General features: G+C 68.2%; 14 protein-coding genes. 6 read left to right on the top strand and 8 right to left on the bottom strand.

All coding sequences use genetic code 11. The features are described 5' to 3' along the window. Nucleotides 1–263 precede the first annotated feature (263 nt). Nucleotides 264–1412: a branched-chain amino acid ABC transporter substrate-binding protein gene (locus GQ56_RS0118455; protein ID WP_031400058.1), complete on the top strand. Its 1149-nt coding sequence runs from the start codon at nt 264–266 to the stop codon at nt 1410–1412. 132 nt (nt 1413–1544) lie between these two features. Here GQ56_RS0118455 and GQ56_RS0118450 read toward each other — a convergent pair whose 3' ends face one another. Further along, a complete protein-coding gene (locus GQ56_RS0118450) occupies nt 1545–2306 on the bottom strand; it encodes a FadR/GntR family transcriptional regulator (protein ID WP_031400057.1) in 762 nt (253 codons plus the stop codon). Nucleotides 2307–2664: 358 nt separating this feature from the next. Between GQ56_RS0118450 and gudD the strand changes: the two genes are divergently transcribed. Further along, a complete protein-coding gene (gene gudD / locus GQ56_RS0118445) occupies nt 2665–4017 on the top strand; it encodes a glucarate dehydratase (protein ID WP_031400056.1) in 1353 nt (450 codons plus the stop codon). 177 nt (nt 4018–4194) lie between these two features. Here gudD and GQ56_RS0118440 read toward each other — a convergent pair whose 3' ends face one another. The 3 genes from GQ56_RS0118440 to GQ56_RS0118430 form a co-directional block, all read right to left on the bottom strand. Then, a complete protein-coding gene (locus GQ56_RS0118440) occupies nt 4195–4659 on the bottom strand; it encodes a DUF2214 family protein (protein ID WP_031400055.1) in 465 nt (154 codons plus the stop codon). Between the two features lie 39 nt (nt 4660–4698). Further along, complete coding sequence (locus tag GQ56_RS0118435) at nt 4699–5508, bottom strand: hypothetical protein (RefSeq protein WP_031400054.1); 810 nt, start codon at nt 5506–5508, stop codon at nt 4699–4701. Nucleotides 5509–5745: 237 nt separating this feature from the next. After that, the gene (locus GQ56_RS0118430; protein ID WP_031400053.1) at nt 5746–6810 is read right to left on the bottom strand and encodes a glycosyltransferase family 4 protein; all 1065 of its coding nucleotides are present in this window, start codon (nt 6808–6810) and stop codon (nt 5746–5748) included. Nucleotides 6811–7373: 563 nt separating this feature from the next. Here GQ56_RS0118430 and GQ56_RS0118425 point away from each other — a divergent pair. Next, on the top strand, nt 7374–9206 hold the full coding sequence (locus tag GQ56_RS0118425; RefSeq protein WP_031400052.1) for an ABC transporter ATP-binding protein: 1833 nt from the start codon (nt 7374–7376) through the stop codon (nt 9204–9206). A gap of 72 nt (nt 9207–9278) precedes the next feature. Here GQ56_RS0118425 and otsA read toward each other — a convergent pair whose 3' ends face one another. Both otsA and otsB read right to left on the bottom strand, forming a co-directional pair. After that, nucleotides 9279–10658 (bottom strand): alpha,alpha-trehalose-phosphate synthase (UDP-forming), encoded by a 1380-nt coding sequence (gene otsA / locus GQ56_RS0118420; protein ID WP_031400051.1) that lies wholly within the window; start codon nt 10656–10658, stop codon nt 9279–9281. Further along, complete coding sequence (otsB, locus tag GQ56_RS0118415) at nt 10655–11407, bottom strand: trehalose-phosphatase (RefSeq protein ID WP_034198905.1); 753 nt, start codon at nt 11405–11407, stop codon at nt 10655–10657. Before otsB ends, otsA begins: the two co-directional genes overlap by 4 nt. A gap of 281 nt (nt 11408–11688) precedes the next feature. Here otsB and GQ56_RS0118410 point away from each other — a divergent pair, with 281 nt between their 5' ends. From GQ56_RS0118410 to GQ56_RS0118400, 3 genes are read left to right on the top strand one after another with little or no spacing between them, the layout of a single operon-like run. After that, nucleotides 11689–12324 (top strand): SCO family protein, encoded by a 636-nt coding sequence (locus GQ56_RS0118410; RefSeq protein ID WP_031400049.1) that lies wholly within the window; start codon nt 11689–11691, stop codon nt 12322–12324. A 12-nt stretch (nt 12325–12336) separates the two neighbouring features. Continuing rightward, a complete protein-coding gene (locus GQ56_RS0118405; RefSeq protein WP_031400048.1) occupies nt 12337–12789 on the top strand; it encodes a copper chaperone PCu(A)C in 453 nt (150 codons plus the stop codon). 10 nt (nt 12790–12799) lie between these two features. After that, nucleotides 12800–13669: a cytochrome c oxidase assembly protein gene (locus GQ56_RS0118400; RefSeq protein ID WP_031400047.1), complete on the top strand. Its 870-nt coding sequence runs from the start codon at nt 12800–12802 to the stop codon at nt 13667–13669. Nucleotides 13670–13691: 22 nt separating this feature from the next. Here the strand turns inward: GQ56_RS0118400 and GQ56_RS0118395 are convergent, their stop codons facing one another. Together GQ56_RS0118395 and GQ56_RS0118390 are read right to left on the bottom strand one after the other, a co-directional pair. After that, entirely contained in the window at nt 13692–14183 is a 492-nt protein-coding gene (locus GQ56_RS0118395) for a GNAT family N-acetyltransferase (protein WP_031400046.1), read from the bottom strand. Between the two features lie 126 nt (nt 14184–14309). Beyond that, entirely contained in the window at nt 14310–15182 is an 873-nt protein-coding gene (locus GQ56_RS0118390; protein WP_031400045.1) for a pirin family protein, read from the bottom strand. Nucleotides 15183–15243: the final 61 nt, after the last annotated feature.

The raw sequence follows: 15243 nt of genomic DNA, 5'->3' as shown, positions 1-15243 counted from the left end.
CGGCCGCCGCCGCCCGCGCGGAAGCTATGCGCAAATCCGCATCGAATGCGCGGCAAATCGCCAAGACCCGGGCATATCGGCGACCTATATATCGAGGCGATCGGGCCTCGTTGCCGAGCCTGACGGGAGACGTTTCCGAGAGTCACAACGCCGACCTCCCTGCCCGATTCCGAGAAGCGGTCGAACCGCCCGCCCGTCGCATGCGTCCGGCCCGCCCGGGCGCGTGCGGTACTCACTCGCAGGTGTCGAACAAGAGGAACCTCATGAAATTCCGTCATTCCCTGCTGTCGGCGTCGATTGCAGCCGCGCTTGCCCTTCTCTCGCAACAGGCCGCCCGGGCCGCCGACACGACCGACGTGAAGATCGGCTTCGCCGCGCCGCTCACGGGCGTGAACGCCGGCTACGGCAAGGATCTGCAGAACGGCGTGCAACTCGCGCTCGACGACGCCGCCGCGCAGAAGGTGCAGATCGCCGGCAAGCCCGCGCGCTTCGATCTCGTCGTCCAGGACGACCAGGCCGACCCGCGCATCGGCGTGCAGGCCGCGCAGGCGCTGGTCGACCAGAACGTGTCGGTCGTCGTCGGCCACTTCAATTCGGGGACGACGATTCCGGCCTCGGTCGTCTACGACAAGGCCGGCGTGCCGGTGATCGATCCGGCCGCGACCAACCCGACGCTCACGTCGCGCGGGCTCGCGAACATGTTCATGGTGATCGCCACCGACGGCCAGAACGCCGGCAACGCGGGCAAGTACGCGGTCGACGTGACGAAGGCGAAGCGCATCGCGATCATCGACGATCGCACCGCGTTCGGCCAGGGCGAGGCCGACGAGTTCGAGAAAGCCGTCAAGGCCGCCGGCGGCACGCTCGTCGGCCGCGAGTTCACCAGCAACCAGGCAGTCGACTTCCGCGCGCAGATCACGAGCCTGAAGGCCAGGAATCCCGACCTGATCTTCTTCGGCGGCCTCGATTCGCTTGCCGCGAACTTCATCAAGCAGATGCGCCAGCTCGGGCTGAACGCGCAATTCGTCGGCGGCGGCGGCGTGAAGGACAACGAGTTCATCAAGATCGCGGGCCCGGCCGCCGAAGGCGCGATGGCATGGGAGTACGGCCGGCCGCTCGACGAGCTGCCGCAGGGGAAGGATTTCGAGCAGCGCTTCAGGAAGCGCTTCGGCGTCGATGTGTTGTCGTACGCGCAGTTCGGCTACGACGCGGCGTGGGCGGCGATCAAGGCGATGCAGGCGGCCGGCTCGACCGATCCGAAGGTCTATCGCCCGGCGCTCAAGAAAATCGATTTCGAGGGTGTCACCGGCCGCATCTCGTTCGCCGGCGACGGCTCGCTGAAGAGCGGGATGTCGACGCTGTATCAGGTGAAGAGCGGCGCGTGGAAGACGATCACGACGAAGGGAGGCTGAGCGGAGCGGGCCGACGACGGCCGGCGGCGGATACGCCGGCCGGCCCGGGAGATCGAGGCAGCCGCCCCGATCTTATATGACGACTGATGTTGAAGCCGTTCGGCCAAGGCCTGCGGCATGCAGGCCTGCGCGTCAGCCGGCCTGCGTGTCGCGTTCGGCCTCGGCGGCCTCGTGCGCGCGGCGCAGCCGCTCGCGGCTGTTGGTGAGGTGCGTACGCATCGCCGCGCGGGCGGCCTCCGGATCGTGGCGCGCGATCGCCTCGTAGATGTCCTCGTGCTCGTGGTTGAGCCGGCCCACGTAACGCTCGAGATCGTCGCCGGCGAAGCGCGCCGAATTCACGCGCGTGCGCGGAATGATCGACGTGCCGAGCTGCGTCATGATGTCGACGAAATAGCGGTTGCCGGTGGACTGCGCGATCTGCAGATGGAACTGGAAGTCGAGCTGCGCCGTGTCGCGGCCGCCGCCCGCGCCCGTCGCGATCGCGTCGAGCGCGCGCCGCAGCGCGGCGAGGTCGGTATCGTTCGCGCGCTGTGCGGCGAGGCTCGCGCACTCGCTTTCGAGGCTGATGCGCAGTTCCAGCACCGCGAGCACGTCGCGCAGCGTGGTGATCGTCGCGGGATCGATGCCGAGCGTCTGGCGGCGCGACGGCTCCAGCACGAAGCTGCCGATGCCGTGGCGCGTCTCGACGAGACCGCTCGCCTGCATCCGCGAGATCGCCTCGCGCACGACCGTGCGGCTCACGCCCTGCGCCGCCATCACTTCGGTTTCGGTCGGCAGCTTGTCGCCGGGACGCAGCGTGCCGTTCTCGATCTGCGCGGTCAGCGCGTCGACGACATCTTGTGCGAGGCTGCGTGCGCGACGGCGCGGCGCTGCGGGAAGCGTGGGCACGGACATGAGGCCGGTTCCTTTTTGAATGATCGTAATGTGAGCCGAGGGTTTACGCGGGGTTTGAGCGAAAGCCGATGATTCATTATACTGCGTCACAAGTCATCCGACGACTGATGATCGATGCACGGATCTCCTGTCGACTCGAGTCGGCGCTCCGGCGCCGCCCGGTCCCGTGCGTTACGATCAGCCAGCGTTCGCGTTCCGCGCTCCGCCGGTCAGTTTGTCGCGCTCCCCCGTTCCGGGTTGCGGTCGACATGCAGGCCTTGCGCGCCGTGCACGTCGGTTGTCGAATGATCGCACCTCCCGCCGCGCGCGGCAAAGCTTTTGCCGCACGGCATCGCCCACCCTTTCGCCATCGCCGCCCATGAACGCCGTCACAGCCTCGCCTTCCCCCGACACGCCGCGCATCGTCGATCTGCAAGCGATTCCGGTCGCCGGCCACGACAGCATGCTGCTCAACCTGAGCGGCGCGCACGGTCCGTTCTTCACCCGCAACCTCGTGATCCTGAAGGACAGCGCGGGCCGAACCGGCGTCGGCGAGGTACCGGGCGGCGAAAGCATCCGGCGCACGCTCGACGATGCCCGCGCGCTCGTCGTCGGCCAGGCGGTCGGCAATTACCATGCGGTGCTCAACGACGTGCGGCGCACTTTCGCCGATCGCGACGCGAGCGGCCGCGGGCTGCAGACCTTCGACCTGCGCACGACGATCCACGCGGTCACCGCGCTCGAGGCGGCGCTGCTCGACCTGCTCGGCCAGCATCTCGGCGTGCCGGTCGCCGCGCTGCTCGGCGAGGGCCAGCAGCGCGAACGCGTCGAAATGCTCGGCTACCTGTTCTACATCGGCGACCGTACGAAAACCGCACTGCCCTATCGCGACGGCCGCGGCGCGACCGACGACTGGACACGCGTGCGCGACGAAGCCGCGCTGACGCCCGAGGCGGTCGTGCGGCTCGCCGAAGCCGCGCACGCGCGCTACGGCTTCAACGACTTCAAGCTGAAGGGCGGCGTGTTCGAGGGCGCAAGCGAGATCGAGGCCGTGACGGCGCTCGCCGAGCGCTTCCCGGACGCGCGCGTCACGCTCGACCCCAACGGCGCGTGGTCGCTCGACGAGGCCGTGCGGCTGTGCCGCGATCAGCATCACGTGCTCGCGTACGCGGAAGATCCGTGCGGCGCGGAGAACGGTTACTCCGGCCGCGAGGTGATGGCCGAATTCCGTCGCGCGACGGGCCTGCCGACCGCCACCAACATGATCGCGACCGACTGGCGTCAAATGGGTCACGCGATCCAGTTGCAGGCCGTCGACATCCCGCTCGCCGATCCGCACTTCTGGACGATGCAGGGTTCGGTGCGCGTCGCGCAGATGTGTCGCGACTGGGGCCTCACGTGGGGTTCACACTCGAACAACCACTTCGACGTGTCGCTCGCGATGTTCACGCATGTCGCGGCGGCCGCGCCGGGCCAGGTCACCGCGATCGACACGCACTGGATCTGGCAGGACGGCGAACGGCTGACGCGCGAGCCGCTGAAGATCGAGAACGGGCTGGTGGACGTGCCGAAACGGCCAGGACTCGGCATCGACATCGACATGGATGCCGTCGCGGTCGCGCACGAACTGTACAGGCAGCATGGGCTCGGCGCCCGCGACGACGCGGCGGCCATGCAGTATCTGGTTCCGGGTTGGACCTTCAACAACAAGCGCCCCTGTCTCGTGCGTTGAGCGCGTTGACCGAGTTGAGCGCGGCACGGACCGGGCGGCAGGATCGCCCGGCCGCAACCCGGGCGGGCGACATACCGCGGCACGCGCCGGACCGGCTGGCGCCGGGATGAAGATTTTGCTCAGGTCGCACGGATCCGGATTACGCTGGTGGCGACGCCAACCGTGTCCGGCCGGCCCCTAGCCGGCCAAGCCGATCCCCCGCGCCATTCCCGACGCGGCAAACACGATGACGATCACGAGCAGCGCCTGCCAGTGGCCGATCCGCACATAGGTGCGCGCCCGGCCGAGATCGGGCATCTGCCGCTGCCGCGCGGCGACGCGCCAGCGGATCAGCCCGAGCATCGGCACGACCTCGAGCAGCAGGATCAGCACGAGCGCCGTCATCTTCAGGTGAAAGAGCGGTTCGTGCAGGTAGTACGCAGTGCCTTTCTCGAAACCGCCGAACGCGCGCGCGAGCCCCGTCACGATCAGGACGAGCGCCGACAGCCCCCACACGGCGTCGGCTTTGAACACACCCGGCAGGTCGGACGCCTGCGCCGACGCGATGAGCCGGCGCAGCGCGCGGTTGCGCCCCGCGATCGCGGCAAACGCGACGCCGAACGCGCTCAGGTGAACGGCAGCCAGCAACCAACGGACGATCATCGCCCCTCCCTGTCGCCCGCACGCCGTGTGCGGGCCCTGTCAGACGATCTGCTTGAGCGCGGCATCGAGCGCCAGCACCGCGACGCGGTCGCCCTCGGTCACGAGCGGCGCGCGCATCACGATTTGCCGGTTATGGCCGACAGCCGCCGGCGAATCCCACAGCAATTCCACCTTCGGCCGCCGGAACAGGCCGCCGCGGGGCGCCGGCGCCGCAGCCGGTTGCCCGCCCGGCTCACCCTGCCCGCCCGTCACCGGCGCCGCCCGGCCCGGCCAGCGCACCGACAGTTCGCGTGCGTCGTACTGGCCGACCTTGCGGCTTTCCATCCAGACGATCGCGGTGCGTGTGAGCACGTCGAGCGAAATCGCATAGCGGCCGACCGCGAAGCGGCGGGCGGCCACGTTGGTTCGCCACAGCGGCCGCGGGCGGCAGATCCAGACGATCGCGGCATAAAGCGCCGGCGCGGCGACGAGCCAGCCGTTGGTCGCCGTTACCGCATGCAGCGCGTGACGCCAGCCGGCCGCCCAGGCGAACGCACCGATCGACCAGACCGCAAACAGGAAACCGATCAGTGCAAAGACCCGCAGCGCCTGCCGCAGCCACTGCGGCAGCGGGTGGAACGGCCGTTCGGCGCGCGCAACGGCGCCCGGCAGCGCGAGCAGCAGGAAGATCAGCAGGAGATAGACGAATGCCCACGGCGACGACACCATCGCCGACAGCGACGAGCGATAGCCCATCTGGGACATCGAGAACAGCCAGCGCGCGAGCAGCACGAGACCGATCGCGCGCAACGCGAAGATCACACCGGCGCCGGGGGCCGGCGCTGCGCGCGTGGATTTCGTTCTCGCCAAGACTGCTCTCCTCTGGATATTCGTAAGGGGCCGGATTTCACGGCACGGCCATTATAGGGACATTACCGTCTGGACAGACGGCCGGATGACCTGCCGGGCCGCTTCGAGGGCCGTTCGAGGTATCGGGCGCGGCGAGAATACAACAGATCCGCGCCGCGGATGTGACAACGCCCCGCCGGAAACCCGGGCGGGGCGTCGTTCACTGGCCGTGCGCCGCCGCGCGGCGGCGGCCGGCAATCAGCCTGCGTTGACTTCGCGGAGCACCGTGCGGCGCTTCTGACGCAGCAGTTCCTCGTAGCCCTTCACGTAGTTCTGCGCCATCACCTTCGACGAGAAGCGGGCTTCGAACGCGGCGCGGACCTTCTCGCGCGGCAGCGTGTCGAGGCGCTTGAGCGCGGCGACGGCCGACAGTTCGTCTTCGACGACGAAGCCCGACACGCCGTTGTCGATCACTTCCGGCACCGAACCGCGCTTGAACGCGATCACCGGCGTACCGCAAGCCATCGCCTCGATCATCACCAGGCCGAACGGCTCCGGCCAGTCGATCGGGAACAGCAGCGCATGCGCGTTGCCGAGGAATTCGGTCTTCTCGGCCTCGCTGATCTCACCGATGTACTCGACGTGCGGCAGCGCGAACAGCGGCTTGATCTTTTCTTCGTAGTACGCGCGGTCGGCCTTGTCGAGCTTCGCGGCGATCTTGATCGGCAGGCCGGCCTGCTCGGCGATGCGGATCGCCGTGTCGACGCGCTTCTCCGGCGAGATGCGGCCGAGGAACGCGAGGTAGCCCGGCTTCACGTTCGGGATCGGCGTCAGCAGGTTTTCCGGCAGGCCGTGGTAGACGGTCGACAGCCAGTTCGCCTGCGGCAGCGGGATGCGCTGGTTGTCGGAGATCGACACGACCGGCACGTCGGTGAATGCGTTGAAGATCGGCTGCAGTTCCGGCAGGTCGAGACGGCCGTGCATCGTCGTCAGATGCGGGACCGGCTGGCGCGAGAACAGCGAGAACGGGTAGTAGTCGATATGGCAGTGCAGGATATCGAACTCGTCCGCACGGCGGCGCACCTGCTCGAGGAGCAGCATGTGCGGGGCCATCACGTCGCGGATCGTCGGGTCGAGGCGCAGCGCCTGCGGCCAGCAGGCTTCGAGCTTCGCGGAGGTTTGCGAATCGCCGCTCGCGAAGAGCGTGACGTCATGCCCCATCTCGACGAGTGCTTCGGTGAGATAGGACACCACTCGCTCGGTGCCACCGTACAGTTTCGGGGGGACCGCTTCGTGCAACGGAGCGATTTGGGCGATTCGCATGCGTAACTCCTAAAAAATCGGCTAAAAACCAGGTATGGGTCGGCAACCTGCCGGCGGTCCGGGCTGGATGCATTTCGTCCGAAGATCGGACGAATCAGCCTGCCGGGGGCGTCGGACCCGCGCTGCTCGAGGAGCGTCGGCGACGTGACAGGCTTAGAACGTTTGAAACGAAGACCCGTTGACAGGGGTTCGTAAAAAACCTGGAATCGAACCCGAAGCCGATTATCTAGGGTTAATCCCGATACGGCGCACAACATTTCAAACACTTTACTTTGTTACAAAGGTGCAACACTTTGCAACCCGCGGACTTGGGTGTCCGTTCTAGAGTGGAAGGCCCTTTTGGCATCCCTTGCACCCGTCGCTGCCGGCAGCGTGATTCCGGCACATGAGGCAGGACGGGATGCCGGATTTTATCTCAAAATCGATCGCGAGCCGCGGACCCAGGCAAGATTCGCGCAGCGCGATGCACGGCCTTGTTTACAATGCCGGATTATTCAGTCCGGGCGAACGCCGGCATGTGCCCCAGCCGCCACGCTCAATCACAGAATCACCGCACGCATATTTTGGAATCTCTCACCCCTGCCCAGCGCAACGCCCACAACGCGAAGCTGTCGAGCTACGCGCATCGGCCGATCGCGTTCCTGTTCCGCTACATCCGCCTGCATCCCGTCGCTCATCTGGTCGTGCTCTGCAGTGTGCTGGCCGCCGTCGGCTGCGCACTCGGTTCGCAATACGCGATCAAGCACCTGATCGACGTGCTTGCGGCCGGACGCCATCACCCCGGCCCGCTGTGGAGCGCGTTCGCGCTGCTCGTCGGGCTGATCGCCGCCGACAACCTGCTGTGGCGCGTCGGCGGCTGGTTCGCCGCCCACACGTTCGTGGCGGTCACCGGCGACCTGCGACGCGACCTGTTCCAGTACCTGATCGGCCATTCGCCGACCTACTACGCCGAAAAGCAGCCCGGCACGCTCGCGAGCCGCATCACGGCCACGTCGAACGCCGTCTACACGTCGGAGAACACGATGGCGTGGAACGTGCTGCCGCCGTGCATCGCGGTGATGGGCGCGATCCTGATGATCATCGTCGTCAACCCGATGATGGCGGCCGGCCTGCTCGGCTGCTCGGCAGTGCTTGCCATCGTGCTGTTCAAGCTGGCCGGTCGCGGCTCCGCACGCCATCACGCGTTCGCGGCGAAAGCCGCGGCGGTCGACGGCGAACTCGTGGACGTCATCGGCAACATGGGCCTCGTGCGCGCGTTCGGGATGACGCTGCGCGAGCAGAAGCGCTTCGGCGCGACGGTCAAGGCCGAGATGGACGCGCGCCAGCAGAGCCTGCTCTATCTCGAGAAGCTGCGCCTGCTGCATGCGGTGATCACCGCGATGCTGTCCGCCGGCCTGCTCGGCTGGGCGCTGTGGCTGTGGGACCAGGGTCGCGCGACGTCGGGCGACATCGTGCTCGTCAGCTCGCTCGGCTTCACGATCCTGCACGGCACGCGCGACCTCGCGGTGGCGCTCGTCGACGTCACGCAGCACATCGCGCGCCTGTCCGAAGCCGTGAAGACGCTGCTCGAGCCGCACGGGATGCCGGATCGCTCCGACGCACAGCCGCTGTCCGCCAAGGGCGGCCGCGTCGACTTCGAGCGCGTGACGTTCGCGTATCCGCATCGCCGCGCGATCCTCGATCACTTCGACCTCCATATCGAGCCGGGCCAGCGCGTGGGCCTGATCGGCAAGTCCGGCGCCGGCAAGTCGACCGTGCTCGCGCTGCTGCAGCGCTTCTACGACACGCAGGACGGCGCCGTGCAGGTCGACGGCCAGGACGTGAAGACAATCACGCAGGACAGCCTGCGCCACGCGATCGCGCTCGTGCCGCAGGACATCTCGCTGCTGCACCGGACGATCTACGACAACATCGCGTACGGCCGCCCCGAGGCGACCCGCGAGGAAGTGCTCGCCGCCGCGCGCGACGCCCGCTGCGCGGAGTTCATCGAGGCGATGCCGGAAGGCTACGACACGATCGTCGGCGATCGCGGCGTCAAGCTGTCGGGCGGCCAGCGCCAGCGCATCGCGATCGCGCGCGCGATCCTGAAGGACGCGCCGATCCTGCTGCTCGACGAAGCGACGTCGGCGCTCGACAGCGCATCGGAGGAAGCGATCCAGAGCGCACTCGACCGCCTGATGGTCGGCCGCACGGTAATCGCGATCGCCCACCGCCTGTCGACGTTGCGCAACTTCGACCGGATCATCGTGATGAACAACGGCAAGGTGATCGACGACGGCCCGCCCGACGAACTGCGCAACCGCCCGGGCCTGTACCGCGACCTGCTCGCGAAACAGCACGGCCGCCATCACGCGCCGCCCGACGGCAACACGCCGACCGGCGAACGCGCGGCCTGACCCGCCGGCCGACAAAAAAAGCCGCAGCGCTTCCCGCGCTGCGGCTTTTTTCATGGCGCCGGAAACCGCCGGCTATGCGAGCTGCAGATCGCGCAGGAAGTTGTCGCGCCACACCGACACGTTGTTCTCGCGAAGCTGCGCAATCATGTCCGCGTAACGCGCGCGCCGCTCGGCGAGCGGCATCGTCAGCGCCTGCGACAGCGCGTCGGCCATTCCGTCGATATCGATCGGATTGACGATCAGCGCGCCCGTCAGCTCGCGCGCGGCGCCGGCGAAACGCGACAGCACGAGTACGCCGGGATCGTCCGGATCCTGCGCTGACACGTATTCCTTGGCGACGAGGTTCATCCCGTCGCGCAGCGGCGTTACGAAGCCCACGCGTGCGAGCCTGTACAGCGCGGCCAGCAACTGGCGGTCGTACTGGCGGTGGATGTAAAGGATCGGCGCCCAGTCGAGTTCGGCATAGCGGCCGTTGATGCGCCCCGACTCCGCCTCGAGTTGCAGGCGGATGTCCTGGTAGGCACGCAGGTCGGCGCGCGTCGACGGCGCGATCTGCAGGAACGACACGCGGTTGCGGATCGATGCCTGGTGCTCGAGCAGCTTCTCGAACGCGCGGAAGCGTTCGACCAGCCCCTTCGAATAATCGAGCCGGTCGACGCTCATGATCAGTTGCCGCCCGCGCAGCGACGTCGCGAGCGTGCGCACGGCCTTGCCGTGCTCGCCCGCCTTCGCGAGCGACGCGATCTCGTCCGGATAGACGCCGATCGGATAGGCGGCCGCGCGCAGCGTCTGGCCGAACGCGCGCACGCGCACCGTCTGCCCGTCACGCTCGACCGTCCCGCCCGCCTCGTATTCGACGTAGTCGCAGAACGCACGCAGGTCGGGTTCGGTCTGGAAGCCGAGCAGGTCGAACGCGCACAGCGACTCGACGAGCTCGCGGTGCGGCGGCACGTTGACGAGCACCTGCGCGGCCGGAAACGGAATGTGCAGAAAGAAGCCGATGCGGTTCTTCACGCCCGCCGCGCGCAGCGCACGCGCGAACGGGATCAGGTGATAGTCGTGCACCCAGATCACGTCGTCGTCCTGCAGCAGCGGCACGAGCTGCTGCGCGAGCCAGACGTTGACCCGGCTGTAGCCTTCGAATTCGTGGCGATCGTACTGGATCAGGTCCGCGCGGTAGTGGAATGCCGGCCACAGCGTCGCGTTCGAAAAACCGCGGTAATACTGTTCGTAATCGCGGCGCGACAGCCCGACGGTCGCGAACGTCACCGGCCCGCGCTCCTCGACGCGGATCTGCGGCGCGCCGGAGGCGACCACCTCGCCGCTCCAGCCGAACCACATGCCGCCCGTCTCCTTCAGCGCATCGTAGACGCCGATCGCGAGACCGCCCGCCGCCGGCTCGCCTTCCGAAATCGGCGCGACGCGGTTCGAAACGATGATGAGCCGGCTCATGCGTGCGGCTGCTCCGCGCCGAGCCAGCGCGCGATCTGCTCATGCAGCGCGTCGACCGAATCGAGCCGGATGCGGGCGGACGTCTCGCCCGCGCCGACCTTGATCGACAGGCCGCCGCGCGCATTGACCACCGCGAAGCCCTTCTCGTCGGTCAGGTCGTCGCCCGCGAACACCGGCATGCGGCCCGCGAACGGCGGCTCGTCGAGGAACGCGGCCAGCGCGCGTCCCTTGTCGACGCCCTTCGGCTTGATCTCGAACACCATCTTGCCGGGCTGCAGCACATACGCATCGGCGTAGTCGGCAACCAGGCGCTCGGTCGCTGCGCGCGCCACCGCCTCGCGCTCGGGCGCGTTGCGGTAGTGCAGCGCGACGGCCGCACCCTTGATCTCGAGCAGCATGCCCGGATGACGGTCGACGACGGCCGCCAGCTCGCGCTCGATGCGCAGCAGCCGTGCGTCGTTGAAACCGATGCGCTGCGTGTCGCCGTTCGCATCGCGGCGCTCCGCGCCGTGCAGGCCCGCGATCGGCAGGCCCGGCATCTTCAGGAACGTGTCGAGGTTGTCGATGCCGCGCCCGGACACGATCGCGACCGCGCCGTGCGAGCGGCGCTGCAACGCGTCGAGCAGCGTCAGCAGCGTCGGCGGCACGTGAATGCTGTCGGGCGTCGGCGCCAGTTCGACAAGCGTGCCGTCGAAGTCGAAGAAGAACGCGGTATCGGTCAGGGACAGGGAAGCCGGAACGGATTGCATCGATTCGATAGTCTGAGGGGCGGCCGGCAAGCGCGGGGCCGCCGCTGCGCGCATGGAATTGTGCGCATCTTACCGCGCCTGCGCATCGAGATGGGCGAAACCGCCGCATCGCCGGCATCGCGCCGCGGATCGCGTCAACTGCGACATATTGCCCCGCCCGCCCGCGGCGTACGGATTTCGAAAGGACGCGGGTGCACGAATTGCGCTACAGTCGCAACCGCCTGCCGCGCGACGCATGGCGCCGCGCCGCCGGCCACCATTCCGTCCGATCGAGCTCCTGGATGTCGTCTGCCCGTCCCGCGCCGCACCGGCGCTTCTCCCGCCTCATCCGCACGGCCGCGGCCCTCGCCGCCGCCGTGGCGCTCGCCGCGTGCACGCACGACGAGCCGCGCTGGAACCTGACCAACGTCACTGGCCACCTGCCCGACCTGTCGTTCACGCTGACGGGCGGCGACGGCCATCCGGTCGACGCCGACGCCTTCCACGGCCGGATCGCGCTCGTCTACTTCGGCTACACGCACTGCCCCGACGTCTGCCCCGAAACGATGGCGCGGCTGATGGACGTGCTGGCCAAGCTCGGCCCGCAGGCAAACGACGTACGCATCCTGTTCGTCTCGGTCGACCCGGCGCGCGACACGCCGCAGGCGATGCAATCGTATGTCGCCGCGTTCGACGCCGCGCATGCGCGCGGCCTGACCGGCACCGACGGCCAGATCGAATCGCTCGCGAAGCGCTATCGCGTCGCCTACCAGATGGAAAAACGCGATCCGTCCGGCGGCTACGAAGTCACGCACAGCTCGGCCGTCTACATCTTCGACGCGGCCGGCCGCGCGCGCCTGCTGGCGACCGACCGCGATTCGCCCGACGCCATCGCCGCCGATCTGCGCCGGATCATCGACACCGCCTCCACGACCTGAACCCCAACCGACATGAAAACGACCACGAAGACGACCCTCAAGACGTTCGCCCTCCTCGCCGCGCTGTGCGCAGGCGCCCACGCGTATGCCGCCGGCACGATCACGGCGCAGAACGCATGGGTGCGCTGGCTGCCGAACAAGCTGCCCGCGGGCGGCTACGTGACGCTCGTGAACGCGGGCGACAAGCCCGTCGATCTCGTCGACGTCGACAGCCCCGACTACGGAATGGCGATGCTGCACCAGACCGTCTCGAACGGCTCGACGCAGAAAATGGAAATGGTCGACAAGCTGACGATCCCCGCGCGCGGCAAGGTCGACATCGCGCCGGGCGGCTACCACTTCATGCTCGAAGAACCGACGCACGCGATCAAGCCGGGCGACACCGTGCACCTGCGCCTGAAATTCTCCGACGGCGAAACGATCGATGCGCCGTTCGCGGTGAAATCGCCGGCCCGGACGAAGTGATGCGCGCGCGATGAACCTCCTGTACTGGCTCGATCCGTGGGAACCGTCGCCGACCGTGGTGATCGCGGTGCTGACCGCCGCCGTGTTGTTCGCGCGCGGCGTGAAGAAGGCGAAGGTATCGCCGTTGCGGCAGTTCTCGTTCTGGTTCGGGCTGACGGCGCTCTACGTCGCGCTGCACACGCGGCTCGATTATTTCTTCGAGCATGAATTCTTCATGCACCGCGCGCAGCACCTCGTCCTGCACCACCTCGGGCCGTTCTTCATCGCGCTGTCCTATCCGGGCGCGGCGATCCGCGCTGGCATCCCGTTTCGCTGGCGGCAACGTTTCGTGCGCCCCACGCTCGCGTGGGCGCCCGTGCGGGCGACGCTCGACGTGGTGTTCCATCCCGTCGTCGCGGTCGTGCTGTTCGTCGGGCTGATCTATTTCTGGCTGCTGTCGCCGATCCACTTCATCGCGATGCTCGACTGGCGTCTCTATCGCGTGATGAACTGGAGCATGGTGATCGACGGGCTGCTGTTCTGGTGGCTCGTCGTCGATCCCCGTCCCGCGCCGCCCGCACGGCTGTCGCCGGGCCGCCGGATCCTGATCGTGGTCGCGGCAATCCCGCCGCAGATCGCGCTCGGCGCGCTGATCTTCTTCACGCCGCACGAGCTGTATCCGATCTATTCGATCTGCGGCCGCGCATTCACGTGGCTCAGCCCGCTGCGCGATCAGCAGATCGGCGGCCTGCTGCTGTGGATTCCCGGCTCGATGATGAGCGTGATCGGCGCGCTGATCGCGCTGCGGCACTGGCTGCGGCTGTCCGCGCGCGGGCGCCTGATCGACGAACGGGCCGCGCCGCGCGCGGACCGGCCGCCGGTCGCAAACGCGGCGCACTGACCGCCGCGCCGCGCGTGGCGATTCACGCGCGTGCGCTGCTCATCCACACGTGCGGGATGCCGTCCTCGTCGTGCACGTCGGAACTCGGCGTAAAGCCGAAGGCCCCGTAAAACCGCTGCAGGTGAGCTTGCGCATGCAGGCTCACCGGCGTATCCGGCCACTGCACGCGGATATGCTCGAGCGCGCGCGACAACAGCCCGTTGCCGAGGCCCGCACCACGAAACGCCGCGGCGGTCAGCACGCGGCCGATGCGGACATCGGTGTGCTGCGCATCCGGCAGCAGCACGCGCAGATAGCCGGCCAGGCGGCCGGCCGGATCGTACGCGGCCAGGTGCCACGCGGCCTGATCCGCGTCGTCGATGTCGCGATACACGCAGTTCTGCTCGACGACGAACACCGCGCTGCGCGCCTCGAGGATCGAATAGACTTCGCGCGCCGTCAGCGCGTCGAAGGATTTCCAGCGCCAGTCGAGATCGGCGACGCTCGGGGAAGCGGCGGGTGCGGATGCGTTCATGTGCGGTCCTGATTCGGGCGCGCCGGCCGGCGCGCGGCAATCGTCGATTATGCCTCGAAGCGCGCACGCCGCGCGACCGCCCGCCCGCGCGCGAAAAAAAGCCCCGCATTGCGCGGGGCCTTGCCGTCAAGCCGGCATCCGGCCGAAGCGGCCGCTATTGAAATCCTCGATCGCCGTACGGATCTCCGCTTGCGAGTTCATCACGAACGGGCCGTAACCGACGACGGGCTCGTCGATCGGCTCGCCGCTCAGGATCAGCAGCTTCGCGTCGCCGTTCGCTTCGATCTCGACATCGCGGCCGTCGCGGCCGAGCTGCACGAACTGCGCTTCGCGGGCGACCGTCTCGCCGTTCACCTGCACGGTTCCGCCGAGCACGACCACCGCGAGCGTGCGCCCTTCGGCAACCGGGAACCGCGCGTGGCCGCCCGCCACGAGCCGCACGTCCCACACGTCGATCGGCGTGTGCGTGCGGGCCGGGCCGCGCCGCCCGTCGAGCTCGCCCGCGATGATCCGCGCACGCCCCGCACCGTCCGGCAGTTCGACCACGGGGATATCCGCGTTCAACAGCGTCTGGTAGCCAGGCGCGCCCATCTTGTCCGCGGCGGGCAGGTTCACCCACAGTTGCACCATCTCGAGCGGGCCGCCCCGCTTCGTGAACCCCTCGGAGTGGAACTCCTCGTGCAGGATCCCGCTCGCCGCCGTCATCCACTGCACGTCGCCCGGGCCGATCACGCCGCCCGCGCCGGTCGAGTCGCGGTGCGCGACCTCGCCGTCGTAGACGATCGTCACCGTCTCGAACCCGCGGTGCGGATGCTGGCCGACCCCGCGCGGCGCCGAGGCCGTACCCGGCTCGAACGTGGCCGGGCCGGCGTAATCGAGCAGCAGGAACGGGCTCAGGTGCGCGCCGTGCGACTGGTAGCTGAACATCGAACGCACCGGGAAACCGTCGCCGACCCAATGGCCGCGCGGCGCACTGTACACACCCTGGATCTTCTTCATTGCCTTCTCCGAATTGCGGCGAAACACGTGTTTCGCATCCTGGAGAAGAATATAGAGGCGC

Source organism: Burkholderia paludis (assembly GCF_000732615.1).
Lineage (GTDB): Bacteria > Pseudomonadota > Gammaproteobacteria > Burkholderiales > Burkholderiaceae > Burkholderia > Burkholderia paludis.
The sequence above is the reverse complement of the archived record's forward strand: the minus strand, read 5'-3'. Positions and strand labels throughout refer to the sequence as shown.

Excerpts from the sequence above, each read along its gene's own strand:
- GQ56_RS0118390 (WP_031400045.1), bottom strand. The coding sequence starts at position 15,182 with ATGAAGAAGATCCAGGGTGTGTACAGTGCGCCGCGCGGCCATTGGGTC.
- GQ56_RS0118410 (WP_031400049.1), top strand. The coding sequence starts at position 11,689 with ATGTCGTCTGCCCGTCCCGCGCCGCACCGGCGCTTCTCCCGCCTCATC.
- GQ56_RS0118440 (WP_031400055.1), bottom strand. The coding sequence starts at position 4,659 with ATGATCGTCCGTTGGTTGCTGGCTGCCGTTCACCTGAGCGCGTTCGGC.
- GQ56_RS0118400 (WP_031400047.1), top strand. The coding sequence starts at position 12,800 with ATGAACCTCCTGTACTGGCTCGATCCGTGGGAACCGTCGCCGACCGTG.
- gudD (WP_031400056.1), top strand. The coding sequence starts at position 2,665 with ATGAACGCCGTCACAGCCTCGCCTTCCCCCGACACGCCGCGCATCGTC.
- GQ56_RS0118455 (WP_031400058.1), top strand. The coding sequence starts at position 264 with ATGAAATTCCGTCATTCCCTGCTGTCGGCGTCGATTGCAGCCGCGCTT.
- otsA (WP_031400051.1), bottom strand. The coding sequence starts at position 10,658 with ATGAGCCGGCTCATCATCGTTTCGAACCGCGTCGCGCCGATTTCGGAA.
- GQ56_RS0118430 (WP_031400053.1), bottom strand. The coding sequence starts at position 6,810 with ATGCGAATCGCCCAAATCGCTCCGTTGCACGAAGCGGTCCCCCCGAAA.
- GQ56_RS0118395 (WP_031400046.1), bottom strand. The coding sequence starts at position 14,183 with ATGAACGCATCCGCACCCGCCGCTTCCCCGAGCGTCGCCGATCTCGAC.
- GQ56_RS0118450 (WP_031400057.1), bottom strand. The coding sequence starts at position 2,306 with ATGTCCGTGCCCACGCTTCCCGCAGCGCCGCGCCGTCGCGCACGCAGC.
- GQ56_RS0118405 (WP_031400048.1), top strand. The coding sequence starts at position 12,337 with ATGAAAACGACCACGAAGACGACCCTCAAGACGTTCGCCCTCCTCGCC.
- otsB (WP_034198905.1), bottom strand. The coding sequence starts at position 11,407 with ATGCAATCCGTTCCGGCTTCCCTGTCCCTGACCGATACCGCGTTCTTC.